General features: G+C 42.6%; 19 protein-coding genes. All 19 read right to left on the reverse strand.

Translation table 11 applies throughout. From position 1 onward, the window contains the following. Positions 1-106: 106 nt before the first annotated feature. Complete coding sequence (gene csrA / locus GC102_RS32540) at positions 107-337, reverse strand: carbon storage regulator CsrA (RefSeq protein WP_171693170.1); 231 nt, start codon at positions 335-337, stop codon at positions 107-109. 4 nt (positions 338-341) lie between these two features. Next, a complete protein-coding gene (gene fliW, locus GC102_RS32545) occupies positions 342-797 on the reverse strand; it encodes a flagellar assembly protein FliW (RefSeq protein WP_171693171.1) in 456 nt (151 codons plus the stop codon). 74 nt (positions 798-871) lie between these two features. Beyond that, entirely contained in the window at positions 872-1,441 is a 570-nt protein-coding gene (locus GC102_RS32550; protein WP_171693172.1) for a DUF6470 family protein, read from the reverse strand. Between the two features lie 25 nt (positions 1,442-1,466). Beyond that, the gene (gene flgL, locus GC102_RS32555; RefSeq protein WP_171693173.1) at positions 1,467-2,366 is read right to left on the reverse strand and encodes a flagellar hook-associated protein FlgL; all 900 of its coding nucleotides are present in this window, start codon (positions 2,364-2,366) and stop codon (positions 1,467-1,469) included. Positions 2,367-2,402: 36 nt separating this feature from the next. Continuing rightward, complete coding sequence (flgK, locus tag GC102_RS32560) at positions 2,403-3,848, reverse strand: flagellar hook-associated protein FlgK (RefSeq protein WP_171693174.1); 1,446 nt, start codon at positions 3,846-3,848, stop codon at positions 2,403-2,405. 45 nt (positions 3,849-3,893) lie between these two features. Then, complete coding sequence (locus tag GC102_RS32565; RefSeq protein ID WP_171693175.1) at positions 3,894-4,391, reverse strand: flagellar protein FlgN; 498 nt, start codon at positions 4,389-4,391, stop codon at positions 3,894-3,896. 39 nt (positions 4,392-4,430) lie between these two features. Beyond that, positions 4,431-4,703 carry a flagellar biosynthesis anti-sigma factor FlgM gene (flgM, locus tag GC102_RS32570; protein WP_171693176.1) on the reverse strand — a complete coding sequence of 91 codons (273 nt, stop codon included), beginning with the start codon at positions 4,701-4,703 and terminating at the stop codon, positions 4,431-4,433. Positions 4,704-4,817: 114 nt separating this feature from the next. Beyond that, positions 4,818-5,234, reverse strand: a complete 417-nt coding sequence (locus GC102_RS32575) for a TIGR03826 family flagellar region protein (protein WP_171693185.1) — start codon at positions 5,232-5,234, stop codon at positions 4,818-4,820. 114 nt (positions 5,235-5,348) lie between these two features. Next, positions 5,349-5,849, reverse strand: coding sequence for a ComF family protein (locus GC102_RS32580; RefSeq protein ID WP_246321243.1), 501 nt, complete (start codon positions 5,847-5,849; stop codon positions 5,349-5,351). 282 nt (positions 5,850-6,131) lie between these two features. Further along, positions 6,132-8,171 (reverse strand): ATP-dependent helicase ComFA, encoded by a 2,040-nt coding sequence (locus GC102_RS32585; RefSeq protein ID WP_246321244.1) that lies wholly within the window; start codon positions 8,169-8,171, stop codon positions 6,132-6,134. A 47-nt stretch (positions 8,172-8,218) separates the two neighbouring features. Then, positions 8,219-8,614 carry a hypothetical protein gene (locus tag GC102_RS32590; RefSeq protein WP_171693177.1) on the reverse strand — a complete coding sequence of 132 codons (396 nt, stop codon included), beginning with the start codon at positions 8,612-8,614 and terminating at the stop codon, positions 8,219-8,221. Positions 8,615-8,682: 68 nt separating this feature from the next. Continuing rightward, complete coding sequence (locus tag GC102_RS32595; RefSeq protein ID WP_029194926.1) at positions 8,683-9,408, reverse strand: response regulator; 726 nt, start codon at positions 9,406-9,408, stop codon at positions 8,683-8,685. Beyond that, positions 9,386-10,573 carry a sensor histidine kinase gene (locus GC102_RS32600; protein ID WP_171693178.1) on the reverse strand — a complete coding sequence of 396 codons (1,188 nt, stop codon included), beginning with the start codon at positions 10,571-10,573 and terminating at the stop codon, positions 9,386-9,388. Before GC102_RS32600 ends, GC102_RS32595 begins: the two co-directional genes overlap by 23 nt. Before the next feature lie 94 nt (positions 10,574-10,667). After that, a complete protein-coding gene (locus GC102_RS32605) occupies positions 10,668-13,271 on the reverse strand; it encodes a stalk domain-containing protein (protein ID WP_171693179.1) in 2,604 nt (867 codons plus the stop codon). A 201-nt stretch (positions 13,272-13,472) separates the two neighbouring features. Further along, positions 13,473-13,754, reverse strand: a complete 282-nt coding sequence (locus GC102_RS32610) for a hypothetical protein (protein ID WP_246321245.1) — start codon at positions 13,752-13,754, stop codon at positions 13,473-13,475. Positions 13,755-13,963: 209 nt separating this feature from the next. Next, positions 13,964-15,169: a methionine adenosyltransferase gene (gene metK, locus GC102_RS32615; protein WP_171693180.1), complete on the reverse strand. Its 1,206-nt coding sequence runs from the start codon at positions 15,167-15,169 to the stop codon at positions 13,964-13,966. A 341-nt stretch (positions 15,170-15,510) separates the two neighbouring features. After that, positions 15,511-15,783 (reverse strand): alpha/beta-type small acid-soluble spore protein, encoded by a 273-nt coding sequence (locus GC102_RS32620; RefSeq protein ID WP_057303303.1) that lies wholly within the window; start codon positions 15,781-15,783, stop codon positions 15,511-15,513. Between the two features lie 195 nt (positions 15,784-15,978). Continuing rightward, positions 15,979-16,527, reverse strand: coding sequence for a hypothetical protein (locus tag GC102_RS32625; protein WP_171693181.1), 549 nt, complete (start codon positions 16,525-16,527; stop codon positions 15,979-15,981). Positions 16,528-16,599: 72 nt separating this feature from the next. Next, positions 16,600-19,725, reverse strand: a complete 3,126-nt coding sequence (locus GC102_RS32630) for an S-layer homology domain-containing protein (RefSeq protein WP_246321246.1) — start codon at positions 19,723-19,725, stop codon at positions 16,600-16,602. Between the last annotated feature and the right edge of the window lie 379 nt (positions 19,726-20,104).

Consider the following 20,104-nt stretch of genomic DNA (forward strand, 5'->3'; position numbering starts at 1 on the left):
GGGTCGGCCGCCCTGCTTGTAGCCCGTTGATATATATATCGTCGGGGTCATCCCGAAAGTTTATAGCTATAATAAAAAAAATGTCGACCTGTGGCCGACATTTTTTTTATTTCGATCTAGTGATTAGCTTGCTTAGGTTCAAAGGACTAATTTTGTTAGCTGTAGCTTCTTTATTGGATTCCTGGATGTGCTGATAGATCTCTTTACGAAACACTTCGACATGCTTAGGAGCGCGAATACCAACACGAATCGTTTCTCCCTCATTGCCTAATATTACGATCTCGATTTGATCGCCTATCATAATCGATTCACCTTTTTTCCTAGCCAATACGAGCATGTAATCACCCCTCCACTTGTGTTGGTTTGCTAACTTCGCTCAACACAATCTCATGCTTGATGTTATATTCGGAGTCATGCAGAATGATTTGTTTGGCTAACTTTGTCTTCACATTCCAAATAATCGGTGCCAGTAGATTTAAGGTCATTTTCGTGAAATCATCATTTACTGTAACTACAGACCATACTAACACATCTTCTGACTGCTCGATCTTAAGTTCTTCCTGCAAGGCTTCAGGAAGACTAATATCATAATCCTTAATAAAGAGAAATGGATCTGTCACAAGAAAAGAGAGGTCACCTTCCTGGATAGACTGAATGTATGAGAAAGGAGCGCTGTCCTCCGGTTGAACCAAAGTAAACTGAGTTAGCTCTTCAAATCCTGGAACCCCTTGTGCGAAAGTGAAGACATCCGCTTCTTGAACCTCTAACTCTCCGAAAAATAGGGTCGAAATATTCATGTATCATACTCCTTCAGTTGGAAGATTTAAATAAAAAAAGCCATAGAAATCATCTATAGCTTGATTATAACGCTTTATGTTTTGAAATCAATTTGTGACGCTGTAATATCTATCTTCGGGTACTGTCGCATATAAATATCAAGTTTTCCTCGATTATAATCAATCTCCGGCATATTAACTTGTGCGTTGACATTCACTTTACCGTCTGTAACGCTTATTTCTGCTTTATGAGCCGTGTATGTAATATCGACGTTATCATAGGCAGCTTCACCATAGTAATCGAACTGTGGGTGACTAATGCTTAGTTCTTTTGCGATTTCGGCTATTGCATTTCCACCTAAGTGAATAGCAGCCATGCGATTCCCATTTTCAACCCTGCGGGCAATTCCCTGCATAGCAATTTCATGGCATTGGGAGTAGATACGACTCAACGCTGTAAGAATTGGACCTTGCCCCAAGGCGTCCCATGCACGGCTTTGATCTATTTCAAGCTCTCCCCGTGGCTGGCGGATTTCCTGTTTAGGACGATCTACTTGCATTTCATAGGTAGCTCGCGGTTGTCTAATATCTTGCTTACCAAGGTCTGCATCAATCCCAATGAGAGCCGGTTGCTGGCTTATTTGTATTTGGGGAATACTAGGCATTACAACCGCCTCCTAATCGAAATAATTAACGTAAGAAATCAACTAATGTTGGCATAATAACTTTGGACCCTGCCGAAAGGGACGCTTGATATACATTTTCATCCATTTTAAGGTTCGTAATAACCAAAGACATATCTGCGTCCTCCGTTTTAGATTGCAGACTTTGTAAGTTTATACCGATGTCTTTCAAACGATCCTCAGCAAGCTGTACCCTGTTCGTCTTTGCACCAATGTCTGCCCTTGCACCTAGAACCCCACTCATCCGCTCATCCATGAGTTCAATTGAGTTTTGGATGCCCGTCTTATTACCTGATGCAAGCGATGTTGATAAATCTTTTAAGATCTGAAAAGCATTATTCTGCATACCAGAAGCACCAAAAACCTGCTCTGCCGTTTTATTCATCGCAATCTGTACACCTGCACCGATCTCGAACTTAATCTCACCATTGTCCGTCACAGCGTTAGCTGCATTATCCGGATCAGGGAATGGAGCCTTATCGGTAATTTGACCGTTAAAAACGAATTTACCGTTAAATTGACTGTTCCCAATATTTGTTAATTGACTATGTAACTGATCTATCTCTGTTTTCATCGCATTCAAGGATTCTTCCGAATTTGTTCCATTTGCTGCTTGAACAGCAAGCTCACGCGCTCTGTGCAAAACACTACCCGTCTGATCCAACATCGTATCCGTGTAATCCAGGAACGACACCGTAGCATCTACGTTTCTTTGAAACTGATCATTCGCGTCCAGATCACTACGATAACGCATGGAGAAACTAATCCCTACAGGGTCATCGGATGGCTTATTAATTCTTCGACCTGTTGAAAGCTGATCTTGCAGCTTATCCATGCGAGATAAATTCCCATTCAAATTGCGCAGCAATTGCGTATTAAGCATCCCTTGCGTAACGCGTAGTGCCATTGCAATCTCTCCCCATATCTAAAGTATGTCTAGCAATTATCTACCTACCGTACCCATTGAGTTAATGACTTTATCGAGCATTTCATCAAAAGTTGTTAAAGACCGAGCAGCTGCATTGTATGCATGTTGGTATTTGATCATATCAGCCATCTCTTCATCGAGGGAGACACCACTGACGGATTGACGTCTCGCATCAACCTGGTCCACGAGAATCTTTTGGTTCGTTACTTGCCGCTGTGCCTCTTGTGTTTGAACCCCAATCTCAGACACAACCGCACGAAGGAACTCATCAAATGTACCGCCATTGAGGATAATTTTCGTAACACCAGAGCCATCGAAATTGTACTTGTTATTCTTGATGCCTGCGAGTTTTAGAGCTTGTTCATTATTTCCTTTAACTACTCGTTCTACACCGTTAGCATCTATATATGTTCTAGCAGAAGCGGCGATCCGCTCCACATTATCTGTAATGTTTGTACTTACCTTCACTGTTTCCGCAGCCGTATTAAAATCTGCAATTGGCACGAAGAAATCCCCACCTTTGGTCGGAGGATCTTGCAGCGTATAACCTTGTTTATGCATGTCATTAACTGCCGTTACAATGGTCGATACCATCGAGTTCAATTGGTTTTTATATTCCGTTACGTAACGTTGATTAGATAACATAAGGCCGTACAACTCACCACTATTCAAATCAGCCGGATAAGCGGAACTTGCTGTAGCGTCTGTGAAATCTGTAGCTGTATCAGCAACAACTAAATCTTGGTTCCCCATCTTTACGTGGTACCCACCAGATTCCTCTTGTACAGTGACATTGATGACTTTAGACAATTCATCGACAAGAAGATCCCTTTGATCCCTAAGATCATTCGCATTATTACCAAGGCCTTCAACTCGGAAAATCTCGTTATTAAGCCCCGCAATTTGCTTCAAAGTCGTGTTCACTTGCGTTACTTTAACCGTGACATTATCATTCAAATCAGACCCCAGGTCCTTGAGCTGCTTCGCAGCGTGGTTGAACGCATCCGTTACTGCTAATGCACTTTCTTTAACAACAGCCCTTGTTTCTAAGTTATCAGGTTGCTTGCTAAGCTCCTGCCAAGAGTTCCAAAAGTTATCAAGAACCTGACGGAGACCTGTATCGGAAGGCTCATTAATGATGGCTTCCAGCTTTTCTAATGTATCTTGACGAACGGTCCATTCTCCTAAGCTCTTGTTCTCATTCGTAAATTGCTTATCCAGGAAGGCTTCACGAATCCGTTTCACCTCTGTGAACTCAACACCTTGTCCCATTTGACCTGGAATGGTTGAACGGTTTAGACTAAGTGCCTCGATTGGCTCAGCGGCAACCATTTTGACAACCTGACGTGAAAAGCCCGGCGTGTTGGCATTAGCGACGTTATGTCCAGCCGTTGTTAGTGCAGCTTGTTGTGTAAGGATCCCCCGCTTGGATATTTCAATTCCGCCAAAAGTCGATCTCATGGTTTCCCTCTCCTATGCCCAACTTGGGTTTTCTGAATGTAGCCGCTATCCTCTTCTATCAAACATCCCTAATCGATTGCCACTTTTGGCCTGATTGGGATTCCTATAGACCATATCATCCTCCGGCGCGCCAATGACCAAATCCAGTGAATAATTGACAAAAGCCAAAGACTGTTCGATTAACTGCTGATTAATGACGTTGCTTTTTTTTAATTCCTCTATGGTAACAAGCAGCTTTCGTTGAGCTTCCATTAGCGCTTGCTTCTCTTCTGCCTTAAAAATAACCTTAATCAAATCACTAACCGTTATCTTAGGATTAGGATTATAACCTCTCGATATCAAGTAAGAGCCGATGATTTGAATCCGTTGTTGATTCGCTTCTGCAATCGCCCTAACCCATTTATTCTCCCGATTAACAATCATATTTAATTGATCGATATCGTTGCTAACAAGAACCTCCGTCTTCCCTTTTGCAAGTTCAACTAGAGCTTCATGCGCTTCCTGAAGTTTATCCATCGTTTCCAACAAGGGCTGTATCGACATGATCGTCACCTGCTTCTATCTGTTGTATACGCTATTTCCTTACTTCAAGTAAGGAAGAATTTTCTCAGCTAATTTACCTGCATCTACACGATAAGTACCAGCTGCGACAGACGACTTTAATTCCTCAATACGAAGCGTTTGTTCTTCCGTGCGAGCACTTTCCGAAGCTCCTAGAAGTTCCTTTGCTTCTGCAGAAATTTCGACTTGGTCCTTAGGCTTACCTTTCTTGCCGGCAGCATGAGCGAAAGTGGCATCTCCCGTTTTCTTATACGGGTTAATGGCGCCGATTCGTTGATTATCATTAATTTTCATACCTGTAACACTCCTTTGTTCTTTGACCTAAAAAATAAAATGCCGATAATCTTTAGAACTATTATCGGCATCTCCTATATGAAACTTTATATCTCTGAAGGCCTATTTCGAAAATTAATGCCGATCCCGCAAGCGTTCTTGGATTTTGAAACTCGCACTATTCTCTTTCATAGCTTGTTCCTGCTTCCGCTTATCATCCTCAGCATTGTTCCTTACATCTTTAACAAGTTTCATTCGACAAGCTTCACAAATCGTATTCTCACGAATTAATGTTCCACACACTTCACAAGGATAGGACATATTCGGCGCATGCACAATGGAGATTCGGCCTTCACGGATAAATTTAGTGATCTGTTTAACTGCTACGCCTGTTGCCTCACTTAAATCATTTATAGTGGTACCTTTGTTTTCACGCAGGTATTTCAAGCATTTCTCATACTGCTGCTCCAAATCCTTCACACAATTCGGGCAAACCTCAGCAAAACCTTTAACGAATATTTTCCCACAGCGTGGACAATTAGCTACATTCATGCCCATTGTATAGCCCCCTCCTATTATTCCCATTACCCATTTATTAATTCCAGTTTACAGCAATTCGACAGCGTTTGCATAATAATATTTTGACCGATGAATTAGTAATTCCTGCTACCGCGCCCACGTTAGTCCGAATACTTCGGCAGATATGTACTCCCTAAGAACCTTGGCACATTGATTCATAGTACTCCCAGTCGTATAAACGTCATCCACGATATATATAACAAACGAAGTTGCAGAGGATTTTCCCAAATATTCATGAATTGAATCATTTACCTCAAAAACATGCTCCAAATCGTCTAGCCGCTCACTCCTCTTCTTGAAGCTTTGTTTATCTGTATGCTTGGAACGCTTTAGAAGGGGTATGACAGGAATCCCTATTCTTTGACCAAGTTCAACTGCCATCTGCTCAGCTTGATTAAAACCACGTTCAATCATTCTGCGCTCACTGACAGGAACGAAAGTAATAAACTCCTTCGCAGAATCGGATTCTGAGGGAAAAGTCTCTCTATCCTTATGTAATAAGTGATACGAATGTACAAGCATTTGTCCGAGGACCGTTCTTAAACGCTCATCTCCACGATACTTATATCGCGCCAATAATTCCTTCATCGTTTCATCATATCTGACAGCGCTTCGGCTTCTTATAAAATAAGAATGCAGCCTCCGTTGACAGTCTGTGCAAAATCCCCCTCGTCCACAAGTTGGACAAAGCGCTTCTCGAATCCACGGAATTCGTGTGTAACACGAATGACAAAGTCCAAATTCATTAACATGTAGAGTGCTATTCTGCTTACAAAGTAAACATTCTTTTCTTAGTGGACTAAGCAGCGATGCTACCGAACCCATCACTTTTTTAATCAAAATCCTCATACCCAATTGCTGATAGCTCATTCATTTCCCCCTTAATAAATAGCCCTGTTTACGCGCGATGCGATTCATTTGCTTAATTTGTCGAATGGCCTCCTTTTGAGATTGCGTGATTTCTTTTGCTGCAAAATAGACCTTCCCTGCCGGATCGTCCTGTGATCTACCTGCACGCCCAGCCATTTGAAAGAGCGCTGCTTCATCAAATAGCTGCGAGTCGGCATCCATAATGAACACATCAGACTTCGGCACCGTAACTCCTCGCTCCAAAATCGTTGTTGTGACAAGCACACGAATCTCTCTATTTCGAAAAAGCTGGACCTTTTCTGTTCGAGCAAGATCCTTTGATGAAGTTCCCTCGACAGTCAATATTGCTCCACTTTTGTTAGTGTTCAGCTTCCCCTTCAGAAGATTAACCATTGGCTCGACCAACTGAATGTTGGGGACAAAAACAAATACCTGAGCACCTCGTTCCACCGAGGCCACCAGCTTAGCAAATAATGAACTCGGCATTGTTTGTGTCTGGACTACTCTCCTAAGAGGTGGCAGCGAAACCAACTGGGGGACTGGCAGTGGATGCCTGTGAAAGCGTACCGGCACTCGAACATGCGGTAATCTACCCCGCTTTACAGCCTGCCTTACAGCTCTCGGCGGTGTGGCCGAAAGCAAAATATTCGTCCCGCTTGGCTTACAGACTTTTGCCGCTGCATAAGCAAGCATGGGATTGTTATGGTAGGGAAATGCATCAATCTCGTCGATAATGACAAGATCAAAGGCCTCATGAAAGCGCAGCAGTTGATGCGTTGTCGCGATCGTGATCTGTCCCTGTTCCCAGCGTTGCTCACTGCCACCATACAGCGTCACCACGCTGTAATTGGTAAATGCTCGCCCAATCCGCGGTTGCAGTTCCAGCACCACGTCTTTGCGTGGTGTCGCGATAAGCACACGCCCTCCTCTCGCAACAGTGTGATGGATAAACGGAAATATCATCTCAGTCTTCCCTGCGCCGGTAACTGCCCAGATCAAAAACTTTCGCGGGAACTGATTGTTCACTTTTGTTTTCCCTTTTGCTTCATCTCCCGTTCCGCTGCCTCTCCTCGCTTTACTCACTGGCCACCCTACTCTTCCATAACCAGCCCGTTTCTCCCTCGAGTCCTCAACACCATTCCCGCTTATATAACGAAGCCCCTCCAGCGATGCTTTAGCCTGGGCGTCGCTGAGTCCCCACGGCTCAATATAAGTACGAAGCTGCTCTTCCTGTTCTTCCCTCTCTCGATCTTCCACGCCACTTTGCCCCAACAGAGCCCCCATAGTGTTTAACCTAGAAGGCGTCACCTCCCCTGAGCACCCAATAACAAGCAAAGAACAAAACCGAGCCCTTCCCATGGTCAGGCACTCCTCACAATAAGGACACGCTTGTCCACAATGCAAGCAATCCGACCAAAACATGAGCTCCGCACCATTTCCACATCGCCTACAGGTGTAACTCGTCATCTTTCTAAACCCCCGGCGCCAATTTCGGCGCTCGATCACTTCCAGTCCATTCCACACCTCAACATCACCGTTGAGATGAGCAAGCTGCAGATAGGATAGCCACGCATCTCCTGTCCCTAAATCTACTCCTATCGTGACCAACAGTTGTTGAAATTCCTCCACAAACAGCGACCGACCGCTGCAAGCTTCCACGACTCTGTTATATAAACCCACATCTAACCCAATACGTGGGTAGACTCCCTTCTGCCACATCTCAAAATGAATCCTTTTTAACCTAAAAGTTTCACTACTCGGTATGTTGCATTCATTAGCAATCAGCTGGAGCTGCCCCAGAATTCTTTCATCGTTCGATCCATAAATCGACTGGCTATCGGCTTTTTGGTTTTGGTGGTTCCCCCTCAGCCTCTCAAGCATCCGCACACCCTGCCCTAACGAAATAAAAGGTTCGAACAGTACGAGGCCGGCGTCGGCTGCGTATTGCTCGAACCAATATTGGATGTCCGTCTGTGAGTGAATCGTTATTCGCCACTCCCACTCTTTTCCCAAACAAACTGCGTAAAGTTGAACTTTCATCCCTCACCTTACTCTCTTTGTAAACTAAGTACTTGAAACCGTTGCCTTCAACCGACATGGATCTTCACAAGATCCTCCCTGCTGCTTAGATGAACAACAGTCACGGGTTCACTATCGTGTTGACGTAAATAGTGGTCAACCGCATCATAATCCGTCTGATACCGGAGCTCTAGCAAATGGCTATGGGATAAGCGCTCAATGATTTTCCTCGTATCGTCGGACGATCCTTCATCGAATATCGTTGCCTTCACTTCGTTGCCCTTAAACCGCGAGAAGAAAAACAAGGAGCGAATATACCATTCAATTTGGTTTTGATTATTTTTGGTGACGAGCAGCACATTAGCCGTTTTCTTGCTTCCACCTCTGCGAGTTCCGAGCAATAAATGGAGCACAGCAATGCTGATTCCGTAGCAACCTAAGATCCAAAGCAATCCAATCCACATAGCGGGTCCCTCCCTTACCTGCAGTGTATGCTGCAAAGTTAAGGGGGGTTCCTCTCGTAAAATGGAGATTACAACGTCACCCAACCATTTTTGATTGCTATAATAACCGCTTGTGTACGATCATCAACTTCCATTTTTTGGAGAATGCTGCTGACATGGTTTTTCACCGTTTTTTCACTGATATAGAGGAACTCTCCGATCAGCTTATTGCTTTTACCTTCCGCCATAAGACGAAGAACTTCTGCTTCTCGCTTGGTTAGCGGACTATTTGCATTATGTATGTATTTAAGACCTGAATCTTTGACGCCTTGGCCTGAACCAACTACACCCACATCATCCAAATAGGTCATACGTCTAAGCTGATTAATCAGCTTGCCAGTAACCTTCGGGTGAATGTAAGCATGGCCAGCAACTACAGAACGAATCGCATTAATAAGCGACTCCGCTTCCATATCCTTCAGCAAATAACCTGAAGCCCCTTTGCGAAGAGTTTCGAACACATAGCTCTCATCATCATGAATGGATAAAATGATTACTTTAATGTCTGGAAAAATAAGCTTAAGCCGTTCAGTCGCCACAACGCCGTTCTCGAGCGGCATATTAATATCCATGAGAACAATATCCGGCGTGATTTGATTGCATAGCTCGATAACCTGGATACCATCACCGCATTCACCGATGACTTCCATATCATCTTCCATATTAATAATTCGTTTAACACCTTCGCGAAACAGCTGATGATCGTCCGCAATGACAATATGCACATTGCGTTTATGACTCGCCGTGTTGTCCATTCTGTTTTTCCTCCTTGTTCTCTCCAACGCCGCCGATAGGGATTAGCATCGTAATTTTTGTACCTGAATCTTTTTCGGACTCTAGAACCATCGTACCTTCCAGCAGCTCAACACGCTCACGCATGCCCAGCAAGCCGAAATTATTCCCCTTGGCTATTCTTTGTTCTGTCTGCGGCACGTCGAAACCGACCCCGTTATCTACCACGTAGATTTGCACTTGATCTGGCTCCAGTGTGAGTTCAACAGATAGGAAAGTAGCTTTCGCATGCTTATTTACATTAGATAAAGCTTCCTGCACAAGTCGGAAAATAGCAATTTCAAGCCCAGACGGAATGCGAGTCTCCTTGCCAACGAGATTAAACTGTGTGCGAATTCTATGCTTTTCTTCGAAATCCTGTACATATTTACGCAGTGTCGGAACGATTCCTAAGTCATCGAGCGCCATCGGACGGAGGTTGAAGATGATCTTACGAACTTCTTCAAGCCCCCCTCTGACTTGACCCTTCAAATCTACTAATTCTTCCTTCACCGCGGGAATATCCTCTTTTACAAGCATACGCTGGGCAATTTCAGTTCGAAGCACAACATTCGCCAAGGTTTGAGCCATACCATCGTGAATTTCACGCGCAATACGCTTCCGCTCTTCCTCTTGGGCCAAAATAATCTTCAAACCGAGTAATTGCCTATTCTTGGCGGATTCGAGTATACGAGTCACCTGATTGAGGTCGCCCGATAAATATTCCAGTACCACATTCATTTGCGATACGATTGTTTCTGCTCGCTCTACCTGCTTGTCCACATTCTTCGTGCGAACCTGCAGATCATTGCGCCGAGTCTTTAGATTATTTTCTTTTTCCCTAGCAATTGTCAGCTGTAATTGAAAAGCAATCGCGGCTTCATAAGCAATCTTGATATCTTCCTCACGGTATTTGTTGAAATCACGACTGACTTCCGTAAGTCGAATACGAGATCGCTTGTAATCCTTCTCCAAATTGTCAACCAGCTCGATAGTAACACTCGTTTCATACTTTATATCTTCGAGCTCGCGAGTGAGTGACTCTTTTTCCAAACGAGAAGCTTCAGCGATTTCAAACATTTGATACTTGCTGCTCTCCATGACGTTAATTGCGTTTTTAATGACACGATCTATAGCGTCTGGCTGCAAATGAAACGAGCTCCTTTATAAAACAATATTAGAAATTAGTCTACCCCATATTGTATCATAGTTCTACCCGTTTGCCGTGTACTTCTAGCACTATTTATTCGATCGTAATCCCATAATTTTTGGGTTCCCAGCCTACTTTAAACCCTAATTTCTCTGAAATGAGTCGCAAAGGCACCATCGTCACATTATTCATGATTTTAGGAGCCACTTCAGCCGTCACACGATCCCCGTTTACAAGCAGATCAGCGTTATCAATCCATAGGTCAATCAGCTTGTCACCTCGTACGACGGTTACCTTCCGCTCTTTGTCATCCCACTTCACATTACCGCCTAATGCTTCTGTTACGAAACGAAGAGGAACCAACGTATTATCATTCACAATCGTCGGAGCCTGCTCCAATGTATAGGATTTATCATTCAATGTCGCTTGTTTCTTATACACATTCAATTTTATCGTATTTTTCGGCAGAGCGGCTAGCTGTCCTTTGTAAATGAAAGAAATATCATCAATATTAATTTTCCCTTTTGAGGCCCTTTCATCCTGTCCATTCGCTGGATTAGCGACATAAACACTCTTGATCTTGATCGGGAATTTGAGGTCAGACACATCAGCCGTTACCTTACGCCAGCCTGTCCAGTTCATATTTTCAGTAAAACTTACGTAATTCAACTTACCATTCGCATCAATGATTTCTGCACGCACCCAGTTAAAGCTTCCGTCACCGAGCACTTTGGCTGTAATAAATTCCGGTTCTCCTTCAATCGGAGCACCATTCATCCCGTTGAATCTAGCATAAGCTGCTTTAGTACCTGTTCCATTTGTAAAATCATACGAGATTTCCAAGCTCTTATTTCCGCTATTTGGCACAATATTAACAGCTGAAACAACTTCTGCTGGATACTTATCGCCTGTTGTCATAACCGCAAACTTATCTAGATCGTACCAAACCTTCTCCTGACCAACAGGCAGTGTAACCATCGTGCTATAACCATCATATCTCGCAATAACCTGAGCAGCCTGAGAGCCCGAAGCGCTATCCACATGAAGAATACCGTCTTTCAGAGTCCCTTTAACCCCACTTAGCTCCCAAGTCGCTGATGCCGCAGGCAATTCACGTGTTGCGCCACTCCTAGTCGTTACGGATATTGGCAGCTTGAAATCTCCACCTTCTGTAAGGGAGAAGGCTCCTGAATTAAATTTCATGGAAGTAATCTGATCTCTTCCGACAACCTCGACGTCCAGGGATGCTGAACCTTTGCCTGACTTGGCAATGATTTGGGTCTTACCTGGCAATGTCGGTGTAAACACATTATCTTTGAACGCTCCATTCGTTGTGGAACTACTCCACTGTGGAACAATACCCTCTACGGAAATCGGATTATAATAGTCATCATAAGCTTTAAATTGATAAGTGCTGGATTCATTCATGAATAAAATATTTTGACCTTTTAAAATAAGTCCCTTTAAATCGCCCTTAGGTGCCGTCGAATACACACCCACACCATTTACAACGGAACGCTGATTGCCATTCTCTGTTTTATTAACTAGCTTCGGATCAAAATCACCGAGTGGTCTTGAAACCATCTGCGTCGATCCCCCGCCATCTAGAACCATCCCTCTCCAAACGCCAGCACTAATCATAAACTGTTGAAGCTCTGGGAGCGTCATCCCTGCACTGCCTGCACTACGATCCGAAGTAATGATATAAGCCGTCTTCATGTCTTTGGAGTAGCCTATTGCCGTTCGGGAACGTGGGTTGTAGCCACTGAAATCTCCAATATTACGTGTAAAATAACTCGGCTTCGCCTCATCCACTAGTAATGTGCTTCCACCAATAAGCATTTTAAAATTCTTCCAATCATACGTCTTAGACGCGTCATGCGGGACCATATCATATTTGGTTGTGATCTTATCTCCGACTTTGAGGTGATTTACGATAAACTCCCTAGCTAGACCAGAGCCTCTGAGGATATAGCCATCTGCTGGAGCAACCATTTTAATATTCGTATCTACGGCAATTTCCTTGACTACATCATTCTGTATGAGTGCTTCTGTTGGAACATGCGTTCCATCAACCGCACGCTGTGTTAAAGCCCAGGCATTCGTATAGAGGAAAAGTCCGTCTGCGATCATCGCGACATCGTTATCGTCCCAATAATACGTTTTGTTCACACCGCCAAGCTCAAAAGAAATCCCGTCTTTCGCGGTCACCCTGCCTTGAAAATCAAAAATATCAATAATCGGTTGATTACTCTTCGTAATCGCAAAAGAATAAAGTCCAGATATTTTCGCCGGGGTCGCCATTACTTGACCATTCGTAATTTGCGCGCCTTCCGGAACACCTTCCGCTTGTGTATTGAAGAAATCCCCATTCACACCTGCCACGGCACCAGTATCCTTCACCATCCCTAGAACACTTTGGTTCTTCGTGAACTGATTCTTCGTTCCAGCCATTGCGTCTATCTTAACGTTCGGATTCGTCAAATCGACCTCTACCACATTGGCGTTCACCGAAACGTCCTTATTGCTTCTAGTAGTCGTCCAAATGTAATTCTTCATAATTGCACCAGATGTAATCGTCTCCTGCGAACTAAGTGTCAACGTCGGCCCTGCCGCGTTTACCGTAGTCCCCGCAACCAATTGCCATACCAATGCGCAAGCCAGCGCACCCATTCCTACTTGCTTCTGTACCGTCATGCTGCTTTTCCACTCTCCTCTTTCAGTCTAAGTCTAGTATATATCTTTTCGGATATCTATTAGACTCTTAAACTAGTAAAAAAGTTACGATCTAAGAGAAGTTGTATTTATACGTCAAAAATATTGCGAAGAACAGCAATAAAAAAGAGAGCACGACCCTATTCGGATCTGCTCTCTGCTTGAGATGCATAAGCTATATATTTACAAAATTCGTTTTATTTTAGCTTCTTGTTCAATGGACCGAGCCGATAGGAGATCAATAATCCTATGCTGCTGCTCTTGAATGACTTCAATTCTCTTCACCGTTTCATTGGTCTCCAGAACAGCTTGTTTGATTTGTGTTTGTTCCAATTCCAATCTGTCCAACCGGTTGTCGATCCCATCTAATCGCTTGTAGATTCCATCAAATTGCTCCATCACTGGTGATAATTCAGCCTTAAGTAACACGGTTAGTGCTTCTTTCAAGTCACTATCCAACATCATCACTCCCGATCCATTTACTAAATGCTGTTTTATGATTATACCATAATACTCTAACTTAGAGCATCTTCGGACTACATAAATATTATACCATATAAAAGGAAGTAATACAAACAAATGTTCTTATTTTTATTATTTTTTCTTTCTTATTATTAACGTAAAATAAAGAAAAGCTGCCCTAATTGGACAGCTCTTCTTTTCCATAAATTTATTTAAATCAATGCTTGTGTTTTCAAAGACTCAGCTTTATCTGTACGCTCCCAAGGAACATCCAGATCATTACGGCCGAAGTGACCATATGCAGCTGTTTGACGGTAGATTGGACGACGCAGATCAAGCTCTTTGATAATGCCCGCAGGACGAAGGTCGAAGTTAGAGTGGATCAGCTCAACGAGCTTCTCTTCACTTACTTTACCTGTACCAAAAGTATCAACAGCAATGGATACTGGACGAGCCACACCAATTGCGTAAGCTAATTGGACTTCACATTTTTCAGCAAGTCCAGCTGCTACGATGTTTTTCGCAACATAACGTGCTGCGTACGCACCGGAACGGTCAACTTTCGTTGGATCCTTACCAGAGAACGCGCCGCCGCCGTGACGAGCGTAACCACCGTAAGTATCAACGATGATTTTACGACCAGTCAAACCAGCATCCCCTTGAGGTCCGCCAATAACGAAACGGCCTGTTGGGTTAATGAAATAGTTTGTGTTCGCGTCCAACAAGTGAGCTGGAACGATTGGGTTAATAACATGTTCTTTAATATCTTTTTGGATTTGCTCCAACGTAACTTCTTCACCATGCTGTGTGGATACAACAATTGCATCAACACGAACTGGTTTATCATCCACATACTCAACCGTTACTTGTGTTTTACCGTCAGGACGCAGGTATGGAAGAGTTCCATTTTTACGAACTTCTGTCAAACGACGAGCCAATTGGTGAGAAATCGAGATTGGAAGAGGCATAAGTTCTGGCGTTTCGTTAACCGCGAATCCGAACATCAGACCTTGGTCACCAGCACCGATTGCTTCAATTTCCTCATCAGACATCGAACCTTCTCTTGCTTCAAGGGCTCTGTTAACACCTTGTGCAATGTCAGGGGATTGTTCATTCAAAGAAACCAGAACCGCACAAGTTTGGGAGTCAAAACCATACTTCGCACGCGTATAACCAATATCCTTAATTGTTTGTCTAGCGATCGCTTGAATATCAACATATTCAGAGCTTGAAGTAATCTCACCGATTACCAAAACCAAACCAGTTGCTACAGATACCTCACATGCTACACGAGCATTCGGATCATTGGCAAGAAATGCATCCAATACCGAGTCAGAAATTTGGTCACAAATTTTATCCGGATGACCTTCTGTTACGGATTCGGATGTAAATAAACGACGTCCACGTACTTGCGCCATATCATTCATCCTCCTAATATCATTTAGTATGTTTGAAAAGCTTCTACACGATGCCTCTATATGAAAAAAAGTGGGCCCGGCTTTAGCGGCAGCTTTTCACGCCAAACGGAATCCCTCTTTTGCGCTCAAGCGCTGACAAGATCCTTGAATTCCGCAATGGTAAAAATAAAAATCAAACAGTAAACCATGAATAAAGACAACAAAAAAATGAACCTTTCCCGATTGGAAAAGGTTAAATTAAATATTGACCTTCAATTAGTTATCTTACGTCATTTGTCGTCTAGTGTCAATGCAACAAACCGTGAAGAAATTATGAATAATTCACCAAAATACATAGACATCTATAAAGAAAATAGTGCTTCTTCTGCTCTCTGAATCAGTCTTTTAGTAATCGTTCCTCCTACTGCTCCCGCATCTCTCGATGAGATATGTCCCCAGTAGTCTTCTTTCATTGAAGAAGAAGGAATCGAACCCAATTCCGTCGCAAACTCCGTATCCGCATGAAGCGACATTTGTTTACCGACAGGCAAACCTAATTCAGCAGCAATTTCATACTTTAAAATATCTAATGCCTTTTTCGATTCAGGAACCACTTTATTATTGTTTCTAGCCATAACAAACGCCTCCTTAGAGTTTTTGTTGTGATTACGACACTCCATAAGCAATTGCCGATGATGTGAGTACATCACTAGTATGGCTAGATTCCTGAAGTCGAACCGCATAAGAACTTGTCAGATTGGGTAAAATTATGGAGAAGACTTTTAATGAATGTTAATGCAATTGATTAGTTCAAAAGTTCGTAAAAACCTTTATTGAGCAGCCTTACTTCCATCGGCATTCAACAATAAATAGCTTCCTCGTACCATGACAAAGATGTCCGCCGTATTCTTCGGCGATGGCTTAATACCACGGCCTTCGGCTGGGAAGATCAAAAGATGATTCAGCGCGACTTCTGTCCCCGCTGGAAGATCCTTGCCTCCCGTTACATCGGGGATGCCATTATCATCGTTGCTCACGGCGAGTACCTTGCCGCTTCGCACGATAAACTCGGCGCCAGCACCGGCGTGAAGCGTTTGTCCATTTTGCAATTGGACAACCTTCATTGTCGCTGGCGTGGAAGTGCCCGTGCCTCCGTTGCTCCCGCTAAGCTGGCCTACGCCAGCATTGGCCGCGATCGCGGAGGCGACAAGCTCCTTCACCTTTGCTTCGCTTAAGGTGTTCTGGTCGAAGTAGCTCTTTGTGATCACCGGGTCGGTGGACGAGCCTGGGGTTGGGGCTTCGGCTTGGGAAGTTGAAATTAATATAGTAAAACATAAAAGTATAATTGTCGGAGTTATAATTCTTTTAAATAAATACAACTAATAGCTCACCCTTTCCAAATTTTTTTGAAAAAAAAGAAGACCCGAAGGTCTTCTCATTTAAAAATTAGATTAAGGCAATGTAACGGAAGTTGTTGCAGACAAACCAGTTGCAGTTGTTGCAATAATATCGAAGCCATCAACGTTAGCCCCAGCTGTGATATTACCGAATTTGTCAACTGTTACGTTATGAGCAGCATCTGAACCAACAGTGCCGGAATCAACAGCAATAGCTTTAACTGTGAATACTACACCGAACAGATAGTTGTACTTCTGAGCGTCAAATCCTTCGAAAGTAACACCATAGTTATCAGTTACTTTCAGGTTCATCAATCTAAATGCGTTTGGTTTAGTGTCTGTACCTTCTGTACCATTAGTAGCAGCTGTTACAGCAGCAGTCCAATCAGCGGCAGATCTAGTAGTATTTCCAGCAACAACAGCTGTAGATGTCAGAACATCATCTTGAACGCTTACGTTTACGGTTTTTTGAACAGTTTCATTTTTGTTATTAAGGAAGGAAACGTTCAATGTTGCAGTTCCTTTTTTGTTACCAATTACATAACCTTTACCAGTAGCTGTATCAATATCTGTTTTTGCAACAACAGGGTTGGAGCTGTACAGAGCTTGAATTGTTTGTGGAATTGCTACAGTATTACCAGCACTATCAGTTGCAGTAATCTTCACTTGTTTGTCGAATTTACTTGTAAGTGGAGCTTCTTGTTGAGCAACTGTTAGAATGTCAACAGTTGTATTCGTATCATATACATAATCAGATACGGAACTTGTATCGATTGCATTTACAAGTTTATCGACGTTGTTGATGGAGTAAGTAAGATCTCCAGTAACAGCTTCGATTTTTTTCGTAAGCGGGGAAGTAATATCATTCCATGCGCCTGTTCCAATTTGTTTTTGAATACTCACTGTGATTTGTCCACTGTTTGCAGTAGTAGTACTTGCTGTACCATAAACAAATTTATATTCATTATCGAAAGTTGCAACAGCTGGACCTGTGTAAGTAGTACTTGGAGCAGTAACCGTTACACCACCATAAACAGCTGTAGATACAGCAACTTGATATTTAACTGCGGTACCTAGATTACCGTTACCATCAGTTGATTTAAGATTTTCCAACTTCTTGCCATATTGGTCATAAACATGGATCTCGAACGCGCTTTCTGCGCCTTCTGCAATTTTCTTAGCCGGATCCGTTACAACTTTAAAGCTTTCTGGTACGCGAACATCACCAACAGTGAACGTTGCTGTATCATTGCTGCTTGCGTTCGGCTCAGCAATATATGCTGTTACTGAAACAATGGACTTAGAAGTTGTAGGAAGATTGCTAACCTTCACTTGCCCTCTGTGCTCACCACTTGTTTGCAGTACAGAATAGTCAACAGTACCATCTGTTGAAGAGCTGATTTTAATTCTTCCTACGTTTTGGTTGCTTACTAGGTCATCAACGCTCAGCACGTTACCAGCTGCATCATAAGCTGTAATAGGTACATAGAATTCAGTATCGCCAGCTGCAACTTGTGTAGAGATATCGCCAACTTCTACTTTTGTAGCTACTTTGCCTGCAGCCAATTTCACTTTACCTGTGCCTGAACCTGCTTGGTTATAAACAGTGAAAGAAATCTCAGCTGTTTTATCAATGTTATTTTTAAGGAAGATTTTAACATCGGCAATATCGTCGCTATTGGAATCAGCTACTTCATAATCTAATGCAGGCTCGTATCCGTTGAACACAACGCGTGTATTCGTTACATCTGAATTAGTACCAGTGCCACCAACGAAAGCAACTACGTTACCGTACTGATCGTAGTTAGTAAGATCAAAAGTTGCAGTCTCACCTTTCGTGCCGATGGAGTCTTTACCATTGGAATACTTAATTTCACTAATTTCCATTTTAGAGATAAATGGAGCTGTTCCTACTTTAAATGTTTTAGAAACAGATACGTGATTTTCATTATCATAAATATTCACTGGAACAAGACCAGTTCCGGCAGTATAGCCTGATGTATTCAGTTTCAGCAACAGTTCGCCACTAGCTGTTTTCAACAATTGTGCATTAGAAGAAGCATCTGAGTATACTGTGTATGCGCCTGAAGAGAAGGATGCATTCTCACCGTATTGGTTTGTTGCTTTAACTTTCACACGAACATTCGCTGATTGTGCTACGGTGTCGCTTGCGTTAGCAAAATCAATTTTTGTAACTTTTTCGTTCTCAGCTTTGAACTCAGCAGTTGTTTTATCAACAGTAGCTGCATCAAGACCGCTAAGCGTTACAGTGTAAGTACCATCAGTAAGCTTAGTATCTTTTAATGTAAGAGTTGCAGTTTTGTTGTCTACTACTGCATCAACAGCAACAACAACAGAACCTTTTTTCAATTCAAACTTCGCTTTATCTTTATCAACTGGTTTGTTTAAAGTAACTTCAACTTTTTTCGCGCCAGTAGCTTTCGCTGCTGTTACGGAAACCTTACCAGGGGATACATATTGAGCTTTCGCTTCGTATGCACCAGTCAAAAGAAGATCGCGAGTTGCGTTGGCTTGACCACCGAATTTACCATCAGCGCCAGCAGGAAGAAGTTTAAGTTCTAGAGCCAATGCTACATAACCTTGAGCCCAGCCAGAAACTGTAGTATCAGTGCCTGTTTTTGCTTTAGCTTCTGCATCTTTACCAAGTACACGAACTAGGAAAGTAGCAAGTTGTTCTTTCGTTACTTTACCAGCTGGGTTGTAAGTACCTTCGCCGTAACCATCAGTTACGCCAGCAGTTTTCAAAGCTTCGATGTAAGGAAGGGCATAACCATTCGCTGCATCATCGGATTTAACGTCGGAGAAGCTGGAAGTTTTCAGATCTTTATTGATCTCAAGACTTGTGATCAAAGCAGCAACTTTCGCGAATTGAGCACGGTTCATTTCTTCTTTCAGACCAAATGTTGTGTCAGTTGTTCCTTCGAAGATACCTGCGCTAATTAGAGCGTCAAATTTTGCTTTTGTAGCTGCGTCAAGATCTTTAAGATCTGTGAAATCAGCGGATGTTTTACCGAATGCTACGGAAGAAAACATGGATAATGCCATTGCTGTAGAAAGAATTACGGATAAACTTTTTTTCATAACCTTTTTTTCTCCTCCTTGAATATCTTTAATTTTATTTGTTCTAGTTGTAAACATATTTGAGCTCGATTCACTCATTGTCTTGTTCACCCCCTTTCCAGAGTTGAGCATAAATTATAACTAAGTTCGCTTGTGATACTAATATAATCACATTAGAAACTAGTAAACTAACAAAGATAAATAGTGACACCATTGTTTATTATACAATGGACGAAATACGTCGTAAAGAATTATTTTTGTCAAAAATTTTAATATAACAGATATGTCTTTATAGCTTGTTATCATTTTCTTGTTTTCAAAGTATTAAACGCAGGTATTTCAGAAAAGTTGCGCTTTGCGTTAAAATATTTTTTGTTTTTTAGAAATCGTTAGAAATGCAGTGAAATTACTATGATAAATGTTCATGTTTAAACAAAAGGAAATAAAAAAAGAAGACCCGAAGGTCTCCTTTCTGTTA

It is taken from the genome of Paenibacillus germinis (assembly GCF_013141785.1).
Lineage (GTDB): Bacteria > Bacillota > Bacilli > Paenibacillales > NBRC-103111 > Paenibacillus_E > Paenibacillus_E phytorum.